The organism is Mycolicibacterium sp. P4_G11 (assembly GCF_056555145.1).
Genome location: NZ_JBFUJW010000012.1, coordinates 225,859 through 240,338, shown reverse-complemented (window position 1 = coordinate 240,338; position 14,480 = coordinate 225,859). Strand labels below are relative to the sequence as shown.

Here is a 14,480-nt window from a genome sequence, read left to right as displayed (position 1 = left end):
CACCGTACCGACACACACCGGCCGGACATGCCGGCGCCGTGCCGACAAACGTGACCTGTCTCACTTTCATCTCCGGATCTGACTAGCATCCGGTGTCGTACTGTGATTTATGACACCCTTCAGCCCAAGGAGGTCGCATGATGTCCACCACCACTGAGCTCACCGAACTGCACGAATTGATCGGCAATCTTCGCCGGTCCGTCGGCTCGCTGGCCGCCAAATACGGGGACTCCCCCGCCACTCGCCGCATCGCGAATGACGCCGAGCGCCTGGCCGTCGACATCGATCGGCTGGACATCGACATCGAAGAGCTGGAATTCAGCCGCGGCATCAAACAGCAAGGCCCGGCCAAGGAAAAGATCGTGATCCCCGATCACGACTACTCCAGCGAATTCTGGAACAACGACGACGGTGGCGTCGGCGGCTGACCGGCAGTGGGCACGGCAGTCGGTCGTGCCCACCAGCGGCCGTCCCAAAACTGCATAGACAGACCGTGTCCCCAATGGAATCGAGGCTTTCTTCGTGAGCGCACCCGCCGCCAACCGTCCCGGGACCGGCGTCTTCTCCCCCACGCGTGCGCAGATACCGCAGCGCACCCTGCGGACCGACAACTGGCTCAAATCCCCGATTCTCATCGATCTGGGTTTCGCCGCGTTCGTCATCTACGCGACAGCGCGCGCGTTCCAGCGGGACCACTTCTACGTCGCGGACTACCACTACCTGACGCCGTTCTACTCACCGTGTCTGAGCGTCAAGTGCGGTGCGGCCAGCGAGTTCTGGCCGCAGATCCTGCCTGCTGACGGGCTCCTCTCGCTCATCCCCTACGCGGCGCTGTCCCTGCCGTTCCTGCTGCTCTTCCGGCTGACCTGCTACTACTACCGCGGCGCCTACTACCGCACGGTGTGGCAGTCCCCGACCGCGTGCGCCGTCGCCGAGCCGCACGCCAAGTACACCGGTGAGACGCGGCTCCCGCTGATCATCCAGAACACCCACCGGTACTTCTTCTACGCCGCCGTGCTCATCTCGCTGATCAACACCTACGACGCGATCGTGGCGTTCCGCTCCCCGACCGGTTTCGGGTTCGGTCTGGGCAACCTCGTCCTACTGGGCAACGTGATCATGCTGTGGATCTACACGGTGTCCTGCCACTCCTGCCGGCACGTCACCGGTGGCCGGCTCAAGCACTTCTCGAAACACCCTGTGCGGTACTGGATCTGGACCCAGGTCAGCAAGCTCAACACCCGGCACAAGCTGTTCGCGTGGATCACCCTGGGCACCCTTATGTTCACGGACTTCTACGTCATGGCCCTGTCCGCCGGGTGGTTCAGCGACCTCAGGTTTGTCGGATGAGTTTTGTCGGCGACGAAACTCTTTGATTTTCAACACTATTCACAACAATTTGGAGTTATTTCATGGCTGAACTCGAACGGCACGAATACGACGTCGTCGTAATCGGAGCCGGCGGGGCGGGGTTGCGTGCGGTCATCGAGGCCCGGGAACAGGGTCTGCGGGTCGCGGTGGTGTGTAAGTCGCTGTTCGGCAAGGCCCACACCGTCATGGCCGAGGGCGGCTGCGCCGCCTCGATGCGCAACGCGAACTCCAAGGACAGCTGGCAGGTGCATTTCGGCGACACCATGCGCGGCGGCAAGTTCCTGAACAACTGGCGCATGGCCGAGCTGCACGCGCGTGAAGCACCGGACCGGGTCTGGGAGCTGGAGACCTACGGCGCGCTGTTCGACCGCACCAAGGACGGCCGGATCAGCCAGCGCAACTTCGGTGGCCACACCTACCCGCGGCTCGCGCACGTCGGCGACCGCACCGGCCTCGAGATCATCCGCACCATGCAGCAGAAGATCGTCTCGCTGCAGCAGGAGGATTACGCCGAGACCGGCGACTACGAGGCCCGGATCAAGGTGTTCCACGAGTGCACCATCACCGAACTCGTCAAAGACGGCGATCGCATCGCAGGCGCCTTCGGCTACTGGCGTGAGTCGGGCCGGTTCGTGCTGTTCGAGGCGCCCGCCGTGGTGCTGGCCACCGGCGGTATCGGCAAGTCGTTCAAGGTGTCGTCGAACTCCTGGGAGTACACCGGCGACGGGCACGCCCTGGCCCTGCGGGCCGGCGCGACGCTGATCAATATGGAGTTCATCCAGTTCCACCCGACGGGCATGGTCTGGCCGCCCTCGGTGAAGGGCATCCTGGTCACCGAGGGTGTGCGCGGTGACGGCGGAGTGCTGAAGAACTCCGAGGGCAAGCGCTTCATGTTCGACTACATCCCCTCGGTGTTCAAGGGCCAGTACGCCGAAACCGAGGAAGAAGCCGACCAGTGGCTCAAGGACAACGACTCCGCGCGCCGCACCCCTGACCTGCTGCCCCGCGACGAGGTGGCCCGCGCCATCAACTCCGAGGTCAAGGCCGGCCGTGGCACCCCGCACGGCGGCGTCTACCTCGACATCGCGTCGCGTATCCCGACCGAGGAGATCAAGAAGCGCCTGCCGTCGATGTACCACCAGTTCATGGAGCTGGCCGAGGTCGACATCACCAAAGACGAGATGGAGGTCGGCCCGACCTGCCACTACGTCATGGGCGGCATCGAGGTCGATCCCGACACCGGTGCGGCCCGCACGCCGGGTCTGTTCGCGGCCGGCGAGTGCTCCGGCGGTATGCACGGCTCGAACCGGCTCGGCGGCAACTCACTGAGCGACCTGCTGGTGTTCGGCCGGCGGGCCGGCCTCGGTGCGGCGCAGTACGTCAAGGCACTGCCCGCGCGTCCCGTCGTGTCGGACACCGCGCTGACCACCGCGGCCCGAGAAGCGTTGGCGCCGTTCGACGAGCACCCCGGCGCGGAGAACCCGTACACGCTGCACACCGAGCTGCAGCAGTCGATGAACGACCTCGTCGGCATCATCCGCACCAAGGACGAGATCGAAGCGGCACTGGGCAAGCTCGACGACCTGAAGCGCCGCATGCACAACATCACCGTCGAGGGCCACCGCCAGTTCAACCCCGGCTGGCACCTGGCTGTCGACATGCGCAACATGCTGCTGGTCAGTGAGTGCGTCGCCCGCGCCGCGCTGGCCCGGACCGAGAGCCGCGGCGGCCACACCCGCGACGACTACCCGGAGATGAACGCCGACTGGCGCAACATCCTGCTGGTGTGCCGTGCCGGCGGCGGTGACCCGATCGTCCCCGACGTCACCGTCACCGCGGAACAGCAGGTGCCGATGCCCGCCGAATTGCAGGCCTGCTTCGAGCTGTCCGAGCTGGAGAAGTACTACACCGACGCCGAACTGGCCACCCACCCGGAACGGAGCAAGTGATGAGCACGAGCTACCAAGCCAATGTGCGGGTCTGGCGCGGCGACGACACCGGCGGCGGGCTCGACGACTTCAAGGTCGAGGTCAACGACGGTGAAGTGGTGCTGGACATCATCCATCGAATTCAGCAGACCCAGGCCGGCGATCTGGCGGTGCGGTGGAACTGCAAGGCCGGCAAGTGCGGCTCGTGCTCGGCGGAGATCAACGGCCGCCCGCGGCTGCTGTGCATGACCCGGATGTCGACGTTCGACCCGGCCGAGACCGTCACGATCACCCCGCTGCGCGCCTTCCCGATCATTCGTGACCTGGTAACCGACGTGTCGTTCAACTACGAAAAGGCGCGTCAGATCCCGTCTTTCGCACCACCGAAGGACCTCAAGCCCGGCGAGTACCGGATGCAGCAGGAGGACGTCGAACGGTCGCAGGAGTTCCGGAAGTGCATCGAGTGCTTCCTGTGCCAGAACACCTGCCACGTGGTGCGCGACCACGAGGAGAACAAGCAGGCGTTCGCCGGGCCGCGCTTCCTGATGCGCGTGGCCGAGCTGGACATGCACCCGCTCGACACCCTGGACCGCAAGGACATGGCGCAGGACGAGTTCGGCCTGGGCTACTGCAACATCACCAAGTGCTGCACCGAGGTCTGCCCCGAGCACATCAAGATCACCGACAACGCGCTGATTCCGATGAAGGAGCGCGTCGCCGACCGCAAGTACGACCCGATCGTCTGGCTGGGTAACAAGCTCTTCCGGCGGTAAGCGGCAGTTACCGAGATCAACGAAATGGTCGTTCCCAGCGCCCGCCCGGGAACGGCCATTTCGGCTATTTCGAGGCACTTCTTTCGGGTCGGCGTACTGTCGGAAGGGCAGCCAATCCGCGACGAAAGGCAGCCGCATGAGTCAAGAAACCAAGAGCGTCAACGACATCCGGACCGCGATCCGCGAGCTTTCCGCGCGCGCCGAGCTGGCGCGGAAAGAGGGCCGGCCCGACGACGCCGCCGAGCTCGAACAACGGGTCGACGGTTACCGGCAGGAGCTCAGCTCCCGGCCCTAGCGCGGGACTTGTGCACGATTTTCCGCGGCCAGCGCGGATTATCGTGCACAAAATCGCTGGGCTCAGGCCTCCAGGCGGCGGAATGAGCTGCGGTGGAAGACCATCGGCTCGACGTCCGGGTTGACGATGATGTCGCTGATCGCCAGGACCACGATGGTGTGATCACCGGCGGGAACCAGTTGATCGATCGACGTCTCGAGCCACACGCTGGTGCCGTGGATGAACAGCGAACCGTTCTCGCGCGCCTCGGTTTCCATGCCGGCGAACCGATCGCCGGTCTTCGCGGCTAGGGTGCGCGCCGCGGCGTCGTGGTGCTGTCCCAACACGCTGATACCCAGGGCCGGCAGGTCCTTGAGCTTGGGCCAGGTGGTCGAGGTGTTCTGCACACAGAACGACACGAGCGGCGGTTCCAGCGACACCGGCACGAAGGTACTGGCGGCCAGGCCGACCTTGACGCCCTCGACTTCGGCTGCGATGGCGACGACACCGATGGGGAAGCAGCCGAACGCTGCACGCAGGGACGCCGGGCTGAGATCTGTGGAGCTCATAGTCCCTCCATCTTCACACGACGCTCCCCGGCGCACCCGAGCAAGCGTCCGCTTGGCGGGAATGCGCTGCTACCGGCCCAGGTAGCGCGCCAGCGAGTCTTCGGATGCCTCGGGTATGAATCCCGTTGATTCCAGCTTCTGGTTGTCGAGCACGCTGTTCCGCGGGCGGGGTGCCACCGCCCTGGTCGCCGAGGCGAAATAGGCGTCGGTACTGACGCCGGTGACCCGCTGGGGGTCGTGTCCGGCGAGCTCAAATATCCGGCGGGCGATGTCGGCCCACGACGCGGCCGGCCCCGCGCCGGTGACGTTGTACGTCCCGTAGGGAGCGCCGGTCGTGGTGAGGTGTCGGACCGCCCGGGCCAGCTCGGAGGTGAAGGTCAGCCGCCCGAACTGGTCGTCGACCACCGACGGGTCGACGCCGCGCTCGGCCAGCGACAGCATGGTGCGGACGAAGTTGTGGCCGTCGCCGATCACCCACGACGTCCGCAGGAGGTAGTGCCGCGGCACCGTCGCGACGAGCTGGTCGCCCGCCGCCTTGGTCTGGCCGTACACGCCCAGCGGGGCGATCGGGTCGTCCTCCCGGTACGGCGACTCGGACGTGCCGTCGAAGACGTAGTCGCTGGAGAAGTGCACCAGCGTGAGGCCGCGGGCCGTCGCGATACGCGCCAGTGCCGCAACCCCGGTGACGTTGACGGCCCAGGCGTCGGCCCGGCCGCCCGGCATCTCGGCGTCGTCCACCGCCGTGTAGGCGGCCGCGTTGATGACGGTGTCGTAGTCCTGCCACCGGAGCGCCGTTTCCAGGTCCCCGGCCAGATCCACCTCGGCCCGGGTGACGAACTCGACGCTCGGGTCGTCGCCGTAGTCGGCGCGCAGCGCCCGGCCGAGTTGACCATTCGCACCCAGCACCAACGTCTTTCGCGGTGCGACGGGTTGCACGTCCGCCAACCGCGGATGCGTCCGATCCTTGGCCGACAGCTCGGCGCGCTCGAGTGGAATCGGCCAGTCGATGGCGAGCGTCTCGTCGGCCAGATTCACCGAAACATAGTGGGCGTCAACCGAATAGTGGTCGTTGACCAGGTAGACGTATGCCGTGTCGGCTTCCAGGGTCTGATACGCGTTGCCGACCCCGCGCGGCACGAACACCGCGCGGGACGGGTCCAACTCGGCGGTGAACACGGCCCCGAACGACGGGCCGTCCCGCAGGTCGACCCAGGCACCGAAGATCCGGCCTGTCGCGACAGAGACGAATTTGTCCCACGGTTCGGCGTGGATGCCGCGGGTGGTGCCTGCCGCGTCGTTGAACGACACGTTGTTCTGTACGGGCCCGAAGTCCGGCAGTCCGAGCGCCGTCATCTTCTCGCGCTGCCAGTTCTCTTTGAACCAGCCGCGGTTGTCGCCGTGGACCGGCAGTTCCCAGACGGTCAGCCCAGGGATCGGTGTGGTGTTGGCGGACAACGGTTTCCCGTATTCGGTCACTGGTCGCCCGTCGCTCACTGGCCCTGGCTGGCGTAGCGCGCTTCGGTGGCGTCCTTGACCGGACGCCACCACGCCTCGTTGTCGCGGTACCAGGCGATGGTGGCGCTCAGCCCGTCGGCGAAGTCGAGATACTTTGGCTGCCAACCGAGTTCGGTGCGTAGCTTGGTGGAATCGATGGCGTAGCGCAGGTCATGACCGGCACGGTCGGTGACATGGTCATACGCGTCGGACGGTTGCCCCATCTGCGTCAGGATCATCTCGATGACGGCCTTGTTGTCCTGCTCGCCGTTCGCACCGATCAGGTACGTCTCACCGATGCGGCCCTGCTCGATGATCGCAAGCACCGCGGACGAGTGATCGTCGACGTGGATCCAGTCCCGCACATTGCGGCCCGCCCCATAGAGCTTCGGCCGGATTCCGCACAGCACGTTGGTGATCTGGCGCGGAATGAACTTCTCGACGTGCTGGTAGGACCCATAGTTGTTGGAGCAGTTGGAAATTGTGGCGCGGACCCCGAACGAGCGCACCCAGGCCCGCACCAGCAGGTCACTGCCGGCCTTGGTCGACGAATACGGTGACGACGGGTTGTATGCGGTGCCCTCGGTGAACTTGGCGGGATCGTCGAGTTCGAGGTCGCCGTACACCTCGTCGGTCGAGATGTGGTGCAGCCGGGCACCGTGCTTGCGCACCGCCTCCAGCAGCGTGAACGTCCCGACCACGTTGGTGTGCAGGAACGGTTCCGGATCCCGCAGCGAGTTGTCGTTGTGCGATTCGGCGGCGAAGTGCACCACGATGTCGGTCGTGGCCATCAGCTCGTCGACCAATGCCGCGTCGGCGACGTCACCGAGGACGAACGTCATCCGCTGTTCCGGCAGGCCCGCGAGGGATTCCCGGTTGCCCGCGTAGGTAAGCTTGTCCAGCACCGTCACGTGATGGTCGGTGTGGTCCAGGACGTATCGGACGAAGTTGGCGCCGATGAATCCGGCGCCCCCGGTGACCAGCAGCCGCGCCATCAAAGTCCCCTGGCCAGCAGATCCAACAGATACGTGCCGTAGCCGGACTTCACCAACGGCTCGGCGCGCTGCCGCAGTTCGTCGCCGCTGAGATAGCCACGCCGCCAAGCGATTTCCTCGGGCACCCCGATCTTCAAACCGGTGCGCCGCTCGATCGTCCGCACGAATTCCGCCGCGTCCGTCATCTGATCGAATGTCCCGGTGTCGAGCCACGCCGTCCCGCGGGGCAGCACCTGCACCCGTAATCTGTTCTGCGCCAGATAGGTTCGGTTGATATCGGTGATCTCGTACTCACCGCGGGCGCTGGGCTTCAGCTCGCGCGCGATCGACACCACGTCGTTGCTGTAGAAGTACAGGCCCGGCACGGCGTAATTACTCTTCGGCACCACAGGCTTCTCCTCGAGGGAAACCGCCCGCCCGGCGTCGTCGAATTCGATGACGCCGTAGGCCGAGGGCTCGGCGACCCAGTAGCCGAAGATCGCCCCGCCGTCGACGTTGGTGAACCGCTGCAGCTGATTGCCCAGACCAGGGCCGTAGAGCAGGTTGTCACCGAGCACCAGTGCAACGCTCTGTCCGTCAAGGAAATCCGCGCCGATGGTGAAGGCCTGCGCGAGACCGTCGGGCGACGGCTGCTGGGCATAGCTGATCGATACGCCGTACTGCGATCCGTCGCCGAGCAGCCGCTCGAAACTCGGCGCATCGAGCGGCGTCGTGATGACCAGGATGTCGGTGATCCCCGCCAGCATCAGCGTGGACAGCGGGTAATAGATCATCGGTTTGTCGTAGACCGGGATCAGCTGCTTGGAGACCCCGGCCGTGACGGGGTGCAGTCGCGTCCCCGCGCCGCCCGCCAGGATGATCCCTTTCACTCAGCAATCCTGACATACAGCCGCCGGCCACAGAGCGGCATGCGCTGGACACGCCTGCCCGGCAGGCCGTTCAGCGCGCGGATTCGAGGGCCGGCTCGGACGCCAGCGTCTTGCCGTCCTGCACGATCTCCAGCCCGGACGACGAGACGTGGTACTCGGCCGAATCGGGATCGTTGATCGCGACATAGCCGTCGCCGGATGCGTGCACGGTGCCCAGCCGGATCTTCGCGCCGTCGGACAGCCGATACCCCAGGTAATACAGCACGCCGACGCTGCTGCGGCAGATCACGACCGCCGACTGCGGCGTCCGCAGGATCATCGCGGCCTCGTCCGCACCGGCGCACCGGGCGGCCCCGTCGTAGGTGGTGAAGCCGTGGGAGTCGGCGTCGGGCAGCACCATTCGCGCTGTCGTGGGCGTCAGCGTCGTGGAGCTCTCCGGCTCGCTGGATTCGACCGAGGTCACGGTCACGCCCGACGTCTCGACCGGGGTCGTCGTGGCCTCCGCCGAAGTCGTTGCGCCGCTATGGCCGTCACGCCCGCCCATCAACGCCACGCCGGCGAAGACCAGGGCCACCGCCAGCAGCACCCCGATTCCCATGAGTGCCCAGACCGTCGGGCTCAGTCCGCGTCGCGTCGTCGCCGGCGGATTTGGTTGGTGCGCAAGCCCCATGGGCACGGCGACCGGCGCGGCGTGAACTGTCGGCGCTCCGGGTACCGCGGGAGCCGAGGTGGACGGCGGCAGCGTCGCCGCCGCGCCACGTGCCAGTGCCGCGGCAAAATCCCCACACGACTGGAAGCGGTCGGCAGGTCGGCGGGCCATCGCGATCGCCATCACGGGGTCCAGATCGGCGAGATCTGGTCGGAACTCCGCCAGCCGCGGCACCACTCCGCTCAAGCGTTGGCTGATGATCACCACCGGGGTGGAGTCCCCGCCAGGAGAGTGGCCGGTCAACAGCTGAAAAGCCGTGGCGGCCAAGGCGTATTGATCGGAGCGACCATCGAGGGCCTCGCCCAGCAATTGCTCCGGTGACGCGTAGTTCGGCGTGCCGAGCGTCATGTTCGTCGACGTCAGTCCGTCGAAATCGTCGACGCGGCGGGCGATCCCGAAATCGGCCAACAGCACCCGGCCACGGCCCGGGCCCCCTGCGCCCAACAAGATGTTCGCGGGTTTGACGTCGCGGTGCAGTAGCCCGCGGCTGTGCGCGTGATCCAGCGCATCGGCAATCGCGGTGACGATGGCGATCACCTGGTCCCGCGGCATCCCACCGGGGCACTGCCGCCGGACCACATCGCCGGCATCGGAACCGTCGACGTAATCCATCGAGATCCACAGTCGCCCGTCGTATTCGCCGCGGTCGTGCACGCCGACGATGTGCTGGTGCCACAACGTCGCCGCGGCGTCGGCCTCGCGCTCGAAGCGCCGCCGGTATTCGGCGTCGGCGGACAGCGACGCCGGCAGTACCTTCAGCGCGTCGGCGCGGGGCAACCGCGGATGCTGAACCAGGTACACCTCGCCCATGCCGCCGGCGCCCAATTTTCTGACCACGGTGAATCCGGCGAAGACCGATCCATCGGGCAGCGACATGGTCGGATCGTAACTGCCAGAACACGAATCGGCGGCCACTCGAGACTCGCTCGGGTGGCCGCCTGTCGCATGTCGCGGGGTCTACCGCTTGTCCAGGATTCCCTCGATGTTGGAGGAACCGTGGATGCCCGTGGTCGTATCGCTTTCCAGGACCACGAACCCCTTGCCCGCGGGGTTACGCGTGATCAGCAGCGCCTCGTGCGACATCGCGGCGTTCTTGCCCTGCTTGTGCAGCGGCGTGACAATGTCGTCGTTCAGTTTCTTGAAGAAGTTGACGTCGATGTTGTCCGTGCTCCAGACCCGGTACTGGTGCTTGCTGTCCTCGGACTTGATGAACTTGTCGTCCTTGTGGCCGGTGACCTCGATGACCTGATCGATCCACTTGTGCTCGTCGTTGCCGACCTTGCCGGCCTTGATCGCCTGAGCGATGTCGTCGCGCGCCGGACCGTACAGCCGGGTCAGGTGGATGTGCAGCTGGTTCAGCCGGCGGCCGTCCGCTGAGTTGAGCCCGAGTGCCCAGTCCGGGCCGCCCGTCATGAAATGAACCGAGTCGTAGGCGTGCTTGAAGTAGTTCGGGGCATCGCTACGCAGCAGGTTGTCGCATTCGATGCCGGTCTCGCGGACAGTTGGCACCACCAGCAGATCCTGCGTCTTCTGCATGTCGACGCCCGGGTGCACTGCCCAACCACGCGTCGAGTCGTGGGCCGGCCACTGGATGTCGAAGTTCCGGCCCGGGTGCTTCGGCGAGTGCTCCAGCGGGTGCCCGTGGGTCGGCGGCCGGACGCCGTCCCAGATGGGATCGTCCTTGCCGTTGTCGCAGCCCTGGTAGTGCTGCGTGCCCGTCTCGGCGTGCGCCATGGGCGAGAGACCGAAGGCCAGCGCCGGCGCTATCACCATGGCGGCGGCGGCCGCGATCCGGCGGGTGAAGCGGGAGCGGGTGGTCACGGTCGTGGTGGTCATCTTGTCTCCTGAAGGTTTGGGGCGTGCTTCGGTGTTGAAGCAACCTTCGCGGAATTGACGCCCCAGGTCAGTCCGCTGATCGGGCCCCCGACCGGACGAAATCGGTGTCCTCCGATTGGGGGACAGACGCGCGATTCAGCTCACCCGCCTGCGCTGCGCCGCCAACAGCTTCTCCCGCACCCACAGCACCACCATCCCCGGGCTTCCTCGACCTTGCGCCGTCGACTGTGTCACCCATATGACGCCCCACCCCCGGGATTCCAGCTCCGCCGTGTGGCTGTGCACCCACTCGCGATACCCCGGAGAATCCGCTTCTTCGTCGCAGTCGACGGCCACCTTCCACCGCGGCCAGCCCATTGCCGCCCGAGTGCAAACCAATCCCCACTCGTCGTAGAACGGGATTTGCGTTTCGAGACCCGGAACCCCTGTGCGCCGCAGCAGTAGCCGAGTCTGAGTCTGCAGCGGCGATTGGGAACCGCCATCGGCCTGTCCCAGCGATATCCGCAGTCGGTCGATACCCCGAATTCCCCGATGTGTCTCGGCCAGCGACCAGACGCGCGCAGGGTCAAGGCCGGTCTCGTTCAACAACGCATCCAGGATCGGCACCGCCTGGACCTCAGGAAGCAGTCGCCCCAAATCGAAGGCCGTGCGCGCCGCAGTCGTCACCCGCATACCGTGCACCTCGCAGACATCGTCCGGCGCGAGGGCATATGAGCGCACCGTGAATTCAGCGGGTGCATGACGGTTGGTCCGCACAACCTCGGCCGGCGCGCTCACGTCAAGCCACTTCGTGCCGTGCACTGCCGCCGCCGAGAGCCCACACAACACGGCGTCGGGCCCGGCGAACAGCCACGCCGCCTGCGCGCGCAACATCGGCGTCAAGGTCACCTCGTTGGCGAGATAGACGCCCCGATAGATGGCGCGGTACTCGGCACGGAGCTCGTGCTTGGTGAGTACTCCGGCCGCCAACGCCGCGCTTCCGAGGAACGGGGCGGGTCGCGCACCGGGAAAGACGCGGGCGAGTGGCTGGTCCATGCGTCGAGCATCGCTGCGCCCACCGACAAGTCGGCTGCCTCTGCCTACGGTTATCCACAAGGGCGGCGCTGCTGGCCACGGCGGCCTGTCTCTACAACCAGCAGAGCCGGGGTGCTACGGCGAATGTGCATGTTCCGGTTGAGATTTCGCGCTTTTGCCAGCCAAACCTGCACATTCGTCATAGCACCGCCCGCCGGATGTAGCACCTGGCCGCCAAACCAGCTACCACCGCTCTCATGGGAGTTGAGTAGCCTTGGCGCCATGTCCGATGCGTCGATCCTCTCTGTGCTGCGAGAGCGCGCCGGCCTGACTCCCGACGACGTGGCGTTCACCTTCACCGATTACGACCACGACTGGGACGGCGTCACCGAGAGCCTGACCTGGGCCCAGCTGTACCGCCGCACCCTCAACGTGGCGCACGAGCTCAGCATGCACGGCGCCCCCGGCGACCGGGCGCTGATCATCGCGCCGCAGGGGCTCGCGTACATCGTCGGGTTCCTGGGCGCCATGCAGGCGGGTTTCATCGCGGTACCGCTGTCGGTGCCGCTACCTGGCTCGCACGACGAACGCGTCAGCGCCGTCATCACCGACACGTCGCCGACGGTCGTGCTGACCACCGCCGCCGCGTTCGACATCGCGGCGCAGAACGTGGACGACGGCGCCTCCATGGTCGCCGTGATCGCCGTCGACACCCTCGATCTGGACGCCGACCGAGATGCCGACGAAGACGTGCCCGCGGGCCCGGACATCGCGTACCTGCAGTACACCTCGGGCTCGACGCGGCTGCCGGCCGGCGTGATGATCTCGCACAAGAACCTGCGGGTGAACATCGAGCAACTGCTCGCCGATCTGCTGTCGCAGCACGGCGGGGCGCTGCCGCCGGGGTCGACGCTGGTCTCGTGGCTGCCCTTCTACCACGACATGGGCCTGGTGCTGGGGATCGCGGTGCCCATCTTGTCCGGCCACCAGGCCGACCTGATGAGTCCGATCGCGTTCCTGACCCGCCCCGTCCGCTGGCTGCAGGCGCTGTCCCGGAACAACCCCGCGTGGTCGGCCGCCCCGAACTTCGCGTTCGATCTCGCCACCCGGCGCGTCACCGCGGCCGAGATGGCCGAACTCGATCTCAGCGGCGTCATCGGCATCAACAACGGTGCCGAGCGCATTCACCCACCGACCTTGGTGAAGTTCGACGATCGCTTCGCGGCCGTCGGCTTCCGGCCCGAGATGATGGTGCCGTCGTACGGCCTGGCCGAGGCGACGCTGTTCGTGGCCAGCGGCGCCCACGGCCGTCCGCCGGAGGTCGTCGAGTTCGCCGCCGACGAACTGACCCAGGGCATCGCGCTGCGCAAAGCGGGTGGCACCCCCCTCATGCGGTACGGGCGGGCGGCCGCACCGCTGCTGCAGATCGTCGATGCCGATACTTGCCAGCCCTGCCCTGACGGCGTCGTCGGCGAAATCTGGACCTGCGGCGACAACGTCTCCGCAGGCTACTGGCGCAAGCCCGAGCAGACCGGATCCGCATTCGGCGCGACCCTGGCGGACGCCCCCGAAGGCACACCCGAGACGGGCTGGCTGCGCACCGGAGACCAGGGCTTCATCTCCGACGGTGACCTGTTCATCGTGGGCCGCATCAAGGACATGCTGATCGTGCGCGGCCGCAACCACTACTCCGACGACATCGAAGCAACGGTGCAGAAGATCAGCCGCGGCCGGGTGGCGGCGATCGCCGTGACCGACGACCACACCGACCAGCTGGTCACCATCATCGAACTCAAGGCGCGGGCCGACGCCGACGAGCTCACGGTGATGAAAAACGATGTGGTCGCCGCGATTTCGCGGGCGCACGGATTGCAGGTCGCCGACGTGGTGCTGGTGGAAGCGGGTTCGATCCCGACCACCACGAGCGGCAAGATGCGCCGCTCGGCCTGCGCTGAGCAGTACCGGCAAGGGCAGTTCACTCGGTTGGACGCGTAGCCCGCGCCCCGATGTGGATCACCCTGCTGGTGATGGCGGTCGCGGTCAGCCTGGAGCCGTTCCGGATCGGCATGTCCGTCGTCATGCTGAACCGGCCGCGCCCGCACCTGCAGCTGGCCGCCTTCCTGTGCGGCGGTTTCCTGATGGGTCTGACCGTCGGCGCGGTGGTGCTGTTCGTCCTCGAGTCCCGGTTACCCGCTTGGGCCTCAGCGCATTTCAATCTGCCGACCGTGCAGATCGCCATCGGCGTCCTGGCGTTGGTGGCGTCGTTGTTCCTGGCGGTCACGACAGGGCGCGACCGCCAGGTGCCGGAGTGGCTGAGCCGACTGCTCGACGGCCGGTCGCTGTGGGTCGCCGGCGTCGCGGGTCTGGGCATCGCACTGCCCTCGGTCGACTATCTGGCCGCGCTGGCCGTGATCGCCGCCGCGCGTGTCGAAGCCGACGTCCGGATGAGCGCTCTGGTGGCATTCAACGTGGTGGCGTTCTCGTTGGTCGAGGTCCCGCTGCTGGCCTACCTCATCGCGCCGCAACGCACGCGCGCGGCAATGAGCAAGCTGCACAACTGGATTCGCGCCCGGCAGCGGCACGAAGTCGCTGGGCTGCTGGCGGCGGTCGGCGTGGTGCTGGTCGCGGCGGGTGCGCTGGGGATCTGA

The 14,480-nt window shown here is 66.6% G+C and carries 14 protein-coding genes; 7 read left to right on the top strand and 7 right to left on the bottom strand.

The genetic code is table 11. The annotated features are described in order from the left end of the window. Window positions 1–140: 140 nt before the first annotated feature. The 5 genes from AC1U2B_RS24580 (at window position 141) to AC1U2B_RS24560 (ending at window position 4,367) form a co-directional block, all read left to right on the top strand. The gene (locus AC1U2B_RS24580; protein ID WP_043403300.1) at window positions 141–428 is read left to right on the top strand and encodes an Rv0250c family protein; all 288 of its coding nucleotides are present in this window, start codon (window positions 141–143) and stop codon (window positions 426–428) included. Between the two features lie 94 nt (window positions 429–522). Further along, on the top strand, window positions 523–1,350 hold the full coding sequence (locus AC1U2B_RS24575; protein WP_480218830.1) for a succinate dehydrogenase subunit SdhC: 828 nt from the start codon (window positions 523–525) through the stop codon (window positions 1,348–1,350). A 62-nt stretch (window positions 1,351–1,412) separates the two neighbouring features. After that, window positions 1,413–3,320 (top strand): fumarate reductase/succinate dehydrogenase flavoprotein subunit, encoded by a 1,908-nt coding sequence (locus AC1U2B_RS24570; RefSeq protein WP_480218829.1) that lies wholly within the window; start codon window positions 1,413–1,415, stop codon window positions 3,318–3,320. Further along, window positions 3,320–4,072, top strand: a complete 753-nt coding sequence (locus AC1U2B_RS24565; RefSeq protein WP_043403303.1) for a succinate dehydrogenase/fumarate reductase iron-sulfur subunit — start codon at window positions 3,320–3,322, stop codon at window positions 4,070–4,072. Before AC1U2B_RS24570 ends, AC1U2B_RS24565 begins: the two co-directional genes overlap by 1 nt. Before the next feature lie 136 nt (window positions 4,073–4,208). After that, window positions 4,209–4,367 carry a hypothetical protein gene (locus AC1U2B_RS24560; RefSeq protein ID WP_197063899.1) on the top strand — a complete coding sequence of 53 codons (159 nt, stop codon included), beginning with the start codon at window positions 4,209–4,211 and terminating at the stop codon, window positions 4,365–4,367. Window positions 4,368–4,429: 62 nt separating this feature from the next. On the opposite strand, the gene AC1U2B_RS24555 is transcribed toward AC1U2B_RS24560, so the two are convergent. The 7 genes from AC1U2B_RS24555 to AC1U2B_RS24525 form a co-directional block, all read right to left on the bottom strand. Then, window positions 4,430–4,915 carry a flavin reductase family protein gene (locus AC1U2B_RS24555; RefSeq protein ID WP_260934211.1) on the bottom strand — a complete coding sequence of 162 codons (486 nt, stop codon included), beginning with the start codon at window positions 4,913–4,915 and terminating at the stop codon, window positions 4,430–4,432. A gap of 69 nt (window positions 4,916–4,984) precedes the next feature. Next, on the bottom strand, window positions 4,985–6,391 hold the full coding sequence (gene rfbD, locus AC1U2B_RS24550) for a dTDP-4-dehydrorhamnose reductase (RefSeq protein ID WP_480218828.1): 1,407 nt from the start codon (window positions 6,389–6,391) through the stop codon (window positions 4,985–4,987). Window positions 6,392–6,405: 14 nt separating this feature from the next. Then, window positions 6,406–7,404 carry a dTDP-glucose 4,6-dehydratase gene (gene rfbB / locus AC1U2B_RS24545; protein WP_480218827.1) on the bottom strand — a complete coding sequence of 333 codons (999 nt, stop codon included), beginning with the start codon at window positions 7,402–7,404 and terminating at the stop codon, window positions 6,406–6,408. Next, window positions 7,404–8,273 carry a glucose-1-phosphate thymidylyltransferase RfbA gene (rfbA, locus tag AC1U2B_RS24540; RefSeq protein ID WP_043985901.1) on the bottom strand — a complete coding sequence of 290 codons (870 nt, stop codon included), beginning with the start codon at window positions 8,271–8,273 and terminating at the stop codon, window positions 7,404–7,406. Before rfbA ends, rfbB begins: the two co-directional genes overlap by 1 nt. A gap of 70 nt (window positions 8,274–8,343) precedes the next feature. After that, complete coding sequence (locus AC1U2B_RS24535; RefSeq protein WP_480218826.1) at window positions 8,344–9,858, bottom strand: serine/threonine-protein kinase; 1,515 nt, start codon at window positions 9,856–9,858, stop codon at window positions 8,344–8,346. A gap of 81 nt (window positions 9,859–9,939) precedes the next feature. After that, window positions 9,940–10,818 (bottom strand): CDP-diacylglycerol diphosphatase, encoded by an 879-nt coding sequence (locus tag AC1U2B_RS24530; protein ID WP_480218825.1) that lies wholly within the window; start codon window positions 10,816–10,818, stop codon window positions 9,940–9,942. 135 nt (window positions 10,819–10,953) lie between these two features. Beyond that, the gene (locus AC1U2B_RS24525) at window positions 10,954–11,853 is read right to left on the bottom strand and encodes a type IV toxin-antitoxin system AbiEi family antitoxin (protein WP_480218824.1); all 900 of its coding nucleotides are present in this window, start codon (window positions 11,851–11,853) and stop codon (window positions 10,954–10,956) included. A 261-nt stretch (window positions 11,854–12,114) separates the two neighbouring features. Between AC1U2B_RS24525 and AC1U2B_RS24520 the strand changes: the two genes are divergently transcribed. Together AC1U2B_RS24520 and AC1U2B_RS24515 are read left to right on the top strand one after the other, a co-directional pair. Beyond that, window positions 12,115–13,827, top strand: a complete 1,713-nt coding sequence (locus AC1U2B_RS24520) for an AMP-binding protein (protein WP_480218823.1) — start codon at window positions 12,115–12,117, stop codon at window positions 13,825–13,827. An 11-nt stretch (window positions 13,828–13,838) separates the two neighbouring features. Then, entirely contained in the window at window positions 13,839–14,480 is a 642-nt protein-coding gene (locus AC1U2B_RS24515; RefSeq protein WP_480218822.1) for a GAP family protein, read from the top strand.

What these genes read in the sequence shown, in the direction of transcription:
- AC1U2B_RS24525 (WP_480218824.1), bottom strand. Translation starts at nt 11,853, where the DNA reads ATGGACCAGCCACTCGCCCGCGTCTTTCCCGGTGCGCGACCCGCCCCG.
- AC1U2B_RS24565 (WP_043403303.1), top strand. Translation starts at nt 3,320, where the DNA reads ATGAGCACGAGCTACCAAGCCAATGTGCGGGTCTGGCGCGGCGACGAC.
- AC1U2B_RS24515 (WP_480218822.1), top strand. Translation starts at nt 13,839, where the DNA reads ATGTGGATCACCCTGCTGGTGATGGCGGTCGCGGTCAGCCTGGAGCCG.
- AC1U2B_RS24520 (WP_480218823.1), top strand. Translation starts at nt 12,115, where the DNA reads ATGTCCGATGCGTCGATCCTCTCTGTGCTGCGAGAGCGCGCCGGCCTG.
- AC1U2B_RS24535 (WP_480218826.1), bottom strand. Translation starts at nt 9,858, where the DNA reads ATGTCGCTGCCCGATGGATCGGTCTTCGCCGGATTCACCGTGGTCAGA.
- AC1U2B_RS24530 (WP_480218825.1), bottom strand. Translation starts at nt 10,818, where the DNA reads ATGACCACCACGACCGTGACCACCCGCTCCCGCTTCACCCGCCGGATC.
- AC1U2B_RS24560 (WP_197063899.1), top strand. Translation starts at nt 4,209, where the DNA reads ATGAGTCAAGAAACCAAGAGCGTCAACGACATCCGGACCGCGATCCGC.
- AC1U2B_RS24580 (WP_043403300.1), top strand. Translation starts at nt 141, where the DNA reads ATGTCCACCACCACTGAGCTCACCGAACTGCACGAATTGATCGGCAAT.
- rfbB (WP_480218827.1), bottom strand. Translation starts at nt 7,404, where the DNA reads ATGGCGCGGCTGCTGGTCACCGGGGGCGCCGGATTCATCGGCGCCAAC.
- AC1U2B_RS24555 (WP_260934211.1), bottom strand. Translation starts at nt 4,915, where the DNA reads ATGAGCTCCACAGATCTCAGCCCGGCGTCCCTGCGTGCAGCGTTCGGC.
- AC1U2B_RS24570 (WP_480218829.1), top strand. Translation starts at nt 1,413, where the DNA reads ATGGCTGAACTCGAACGGCACGAATACGACGTCGTCGTAATCGGAGCC.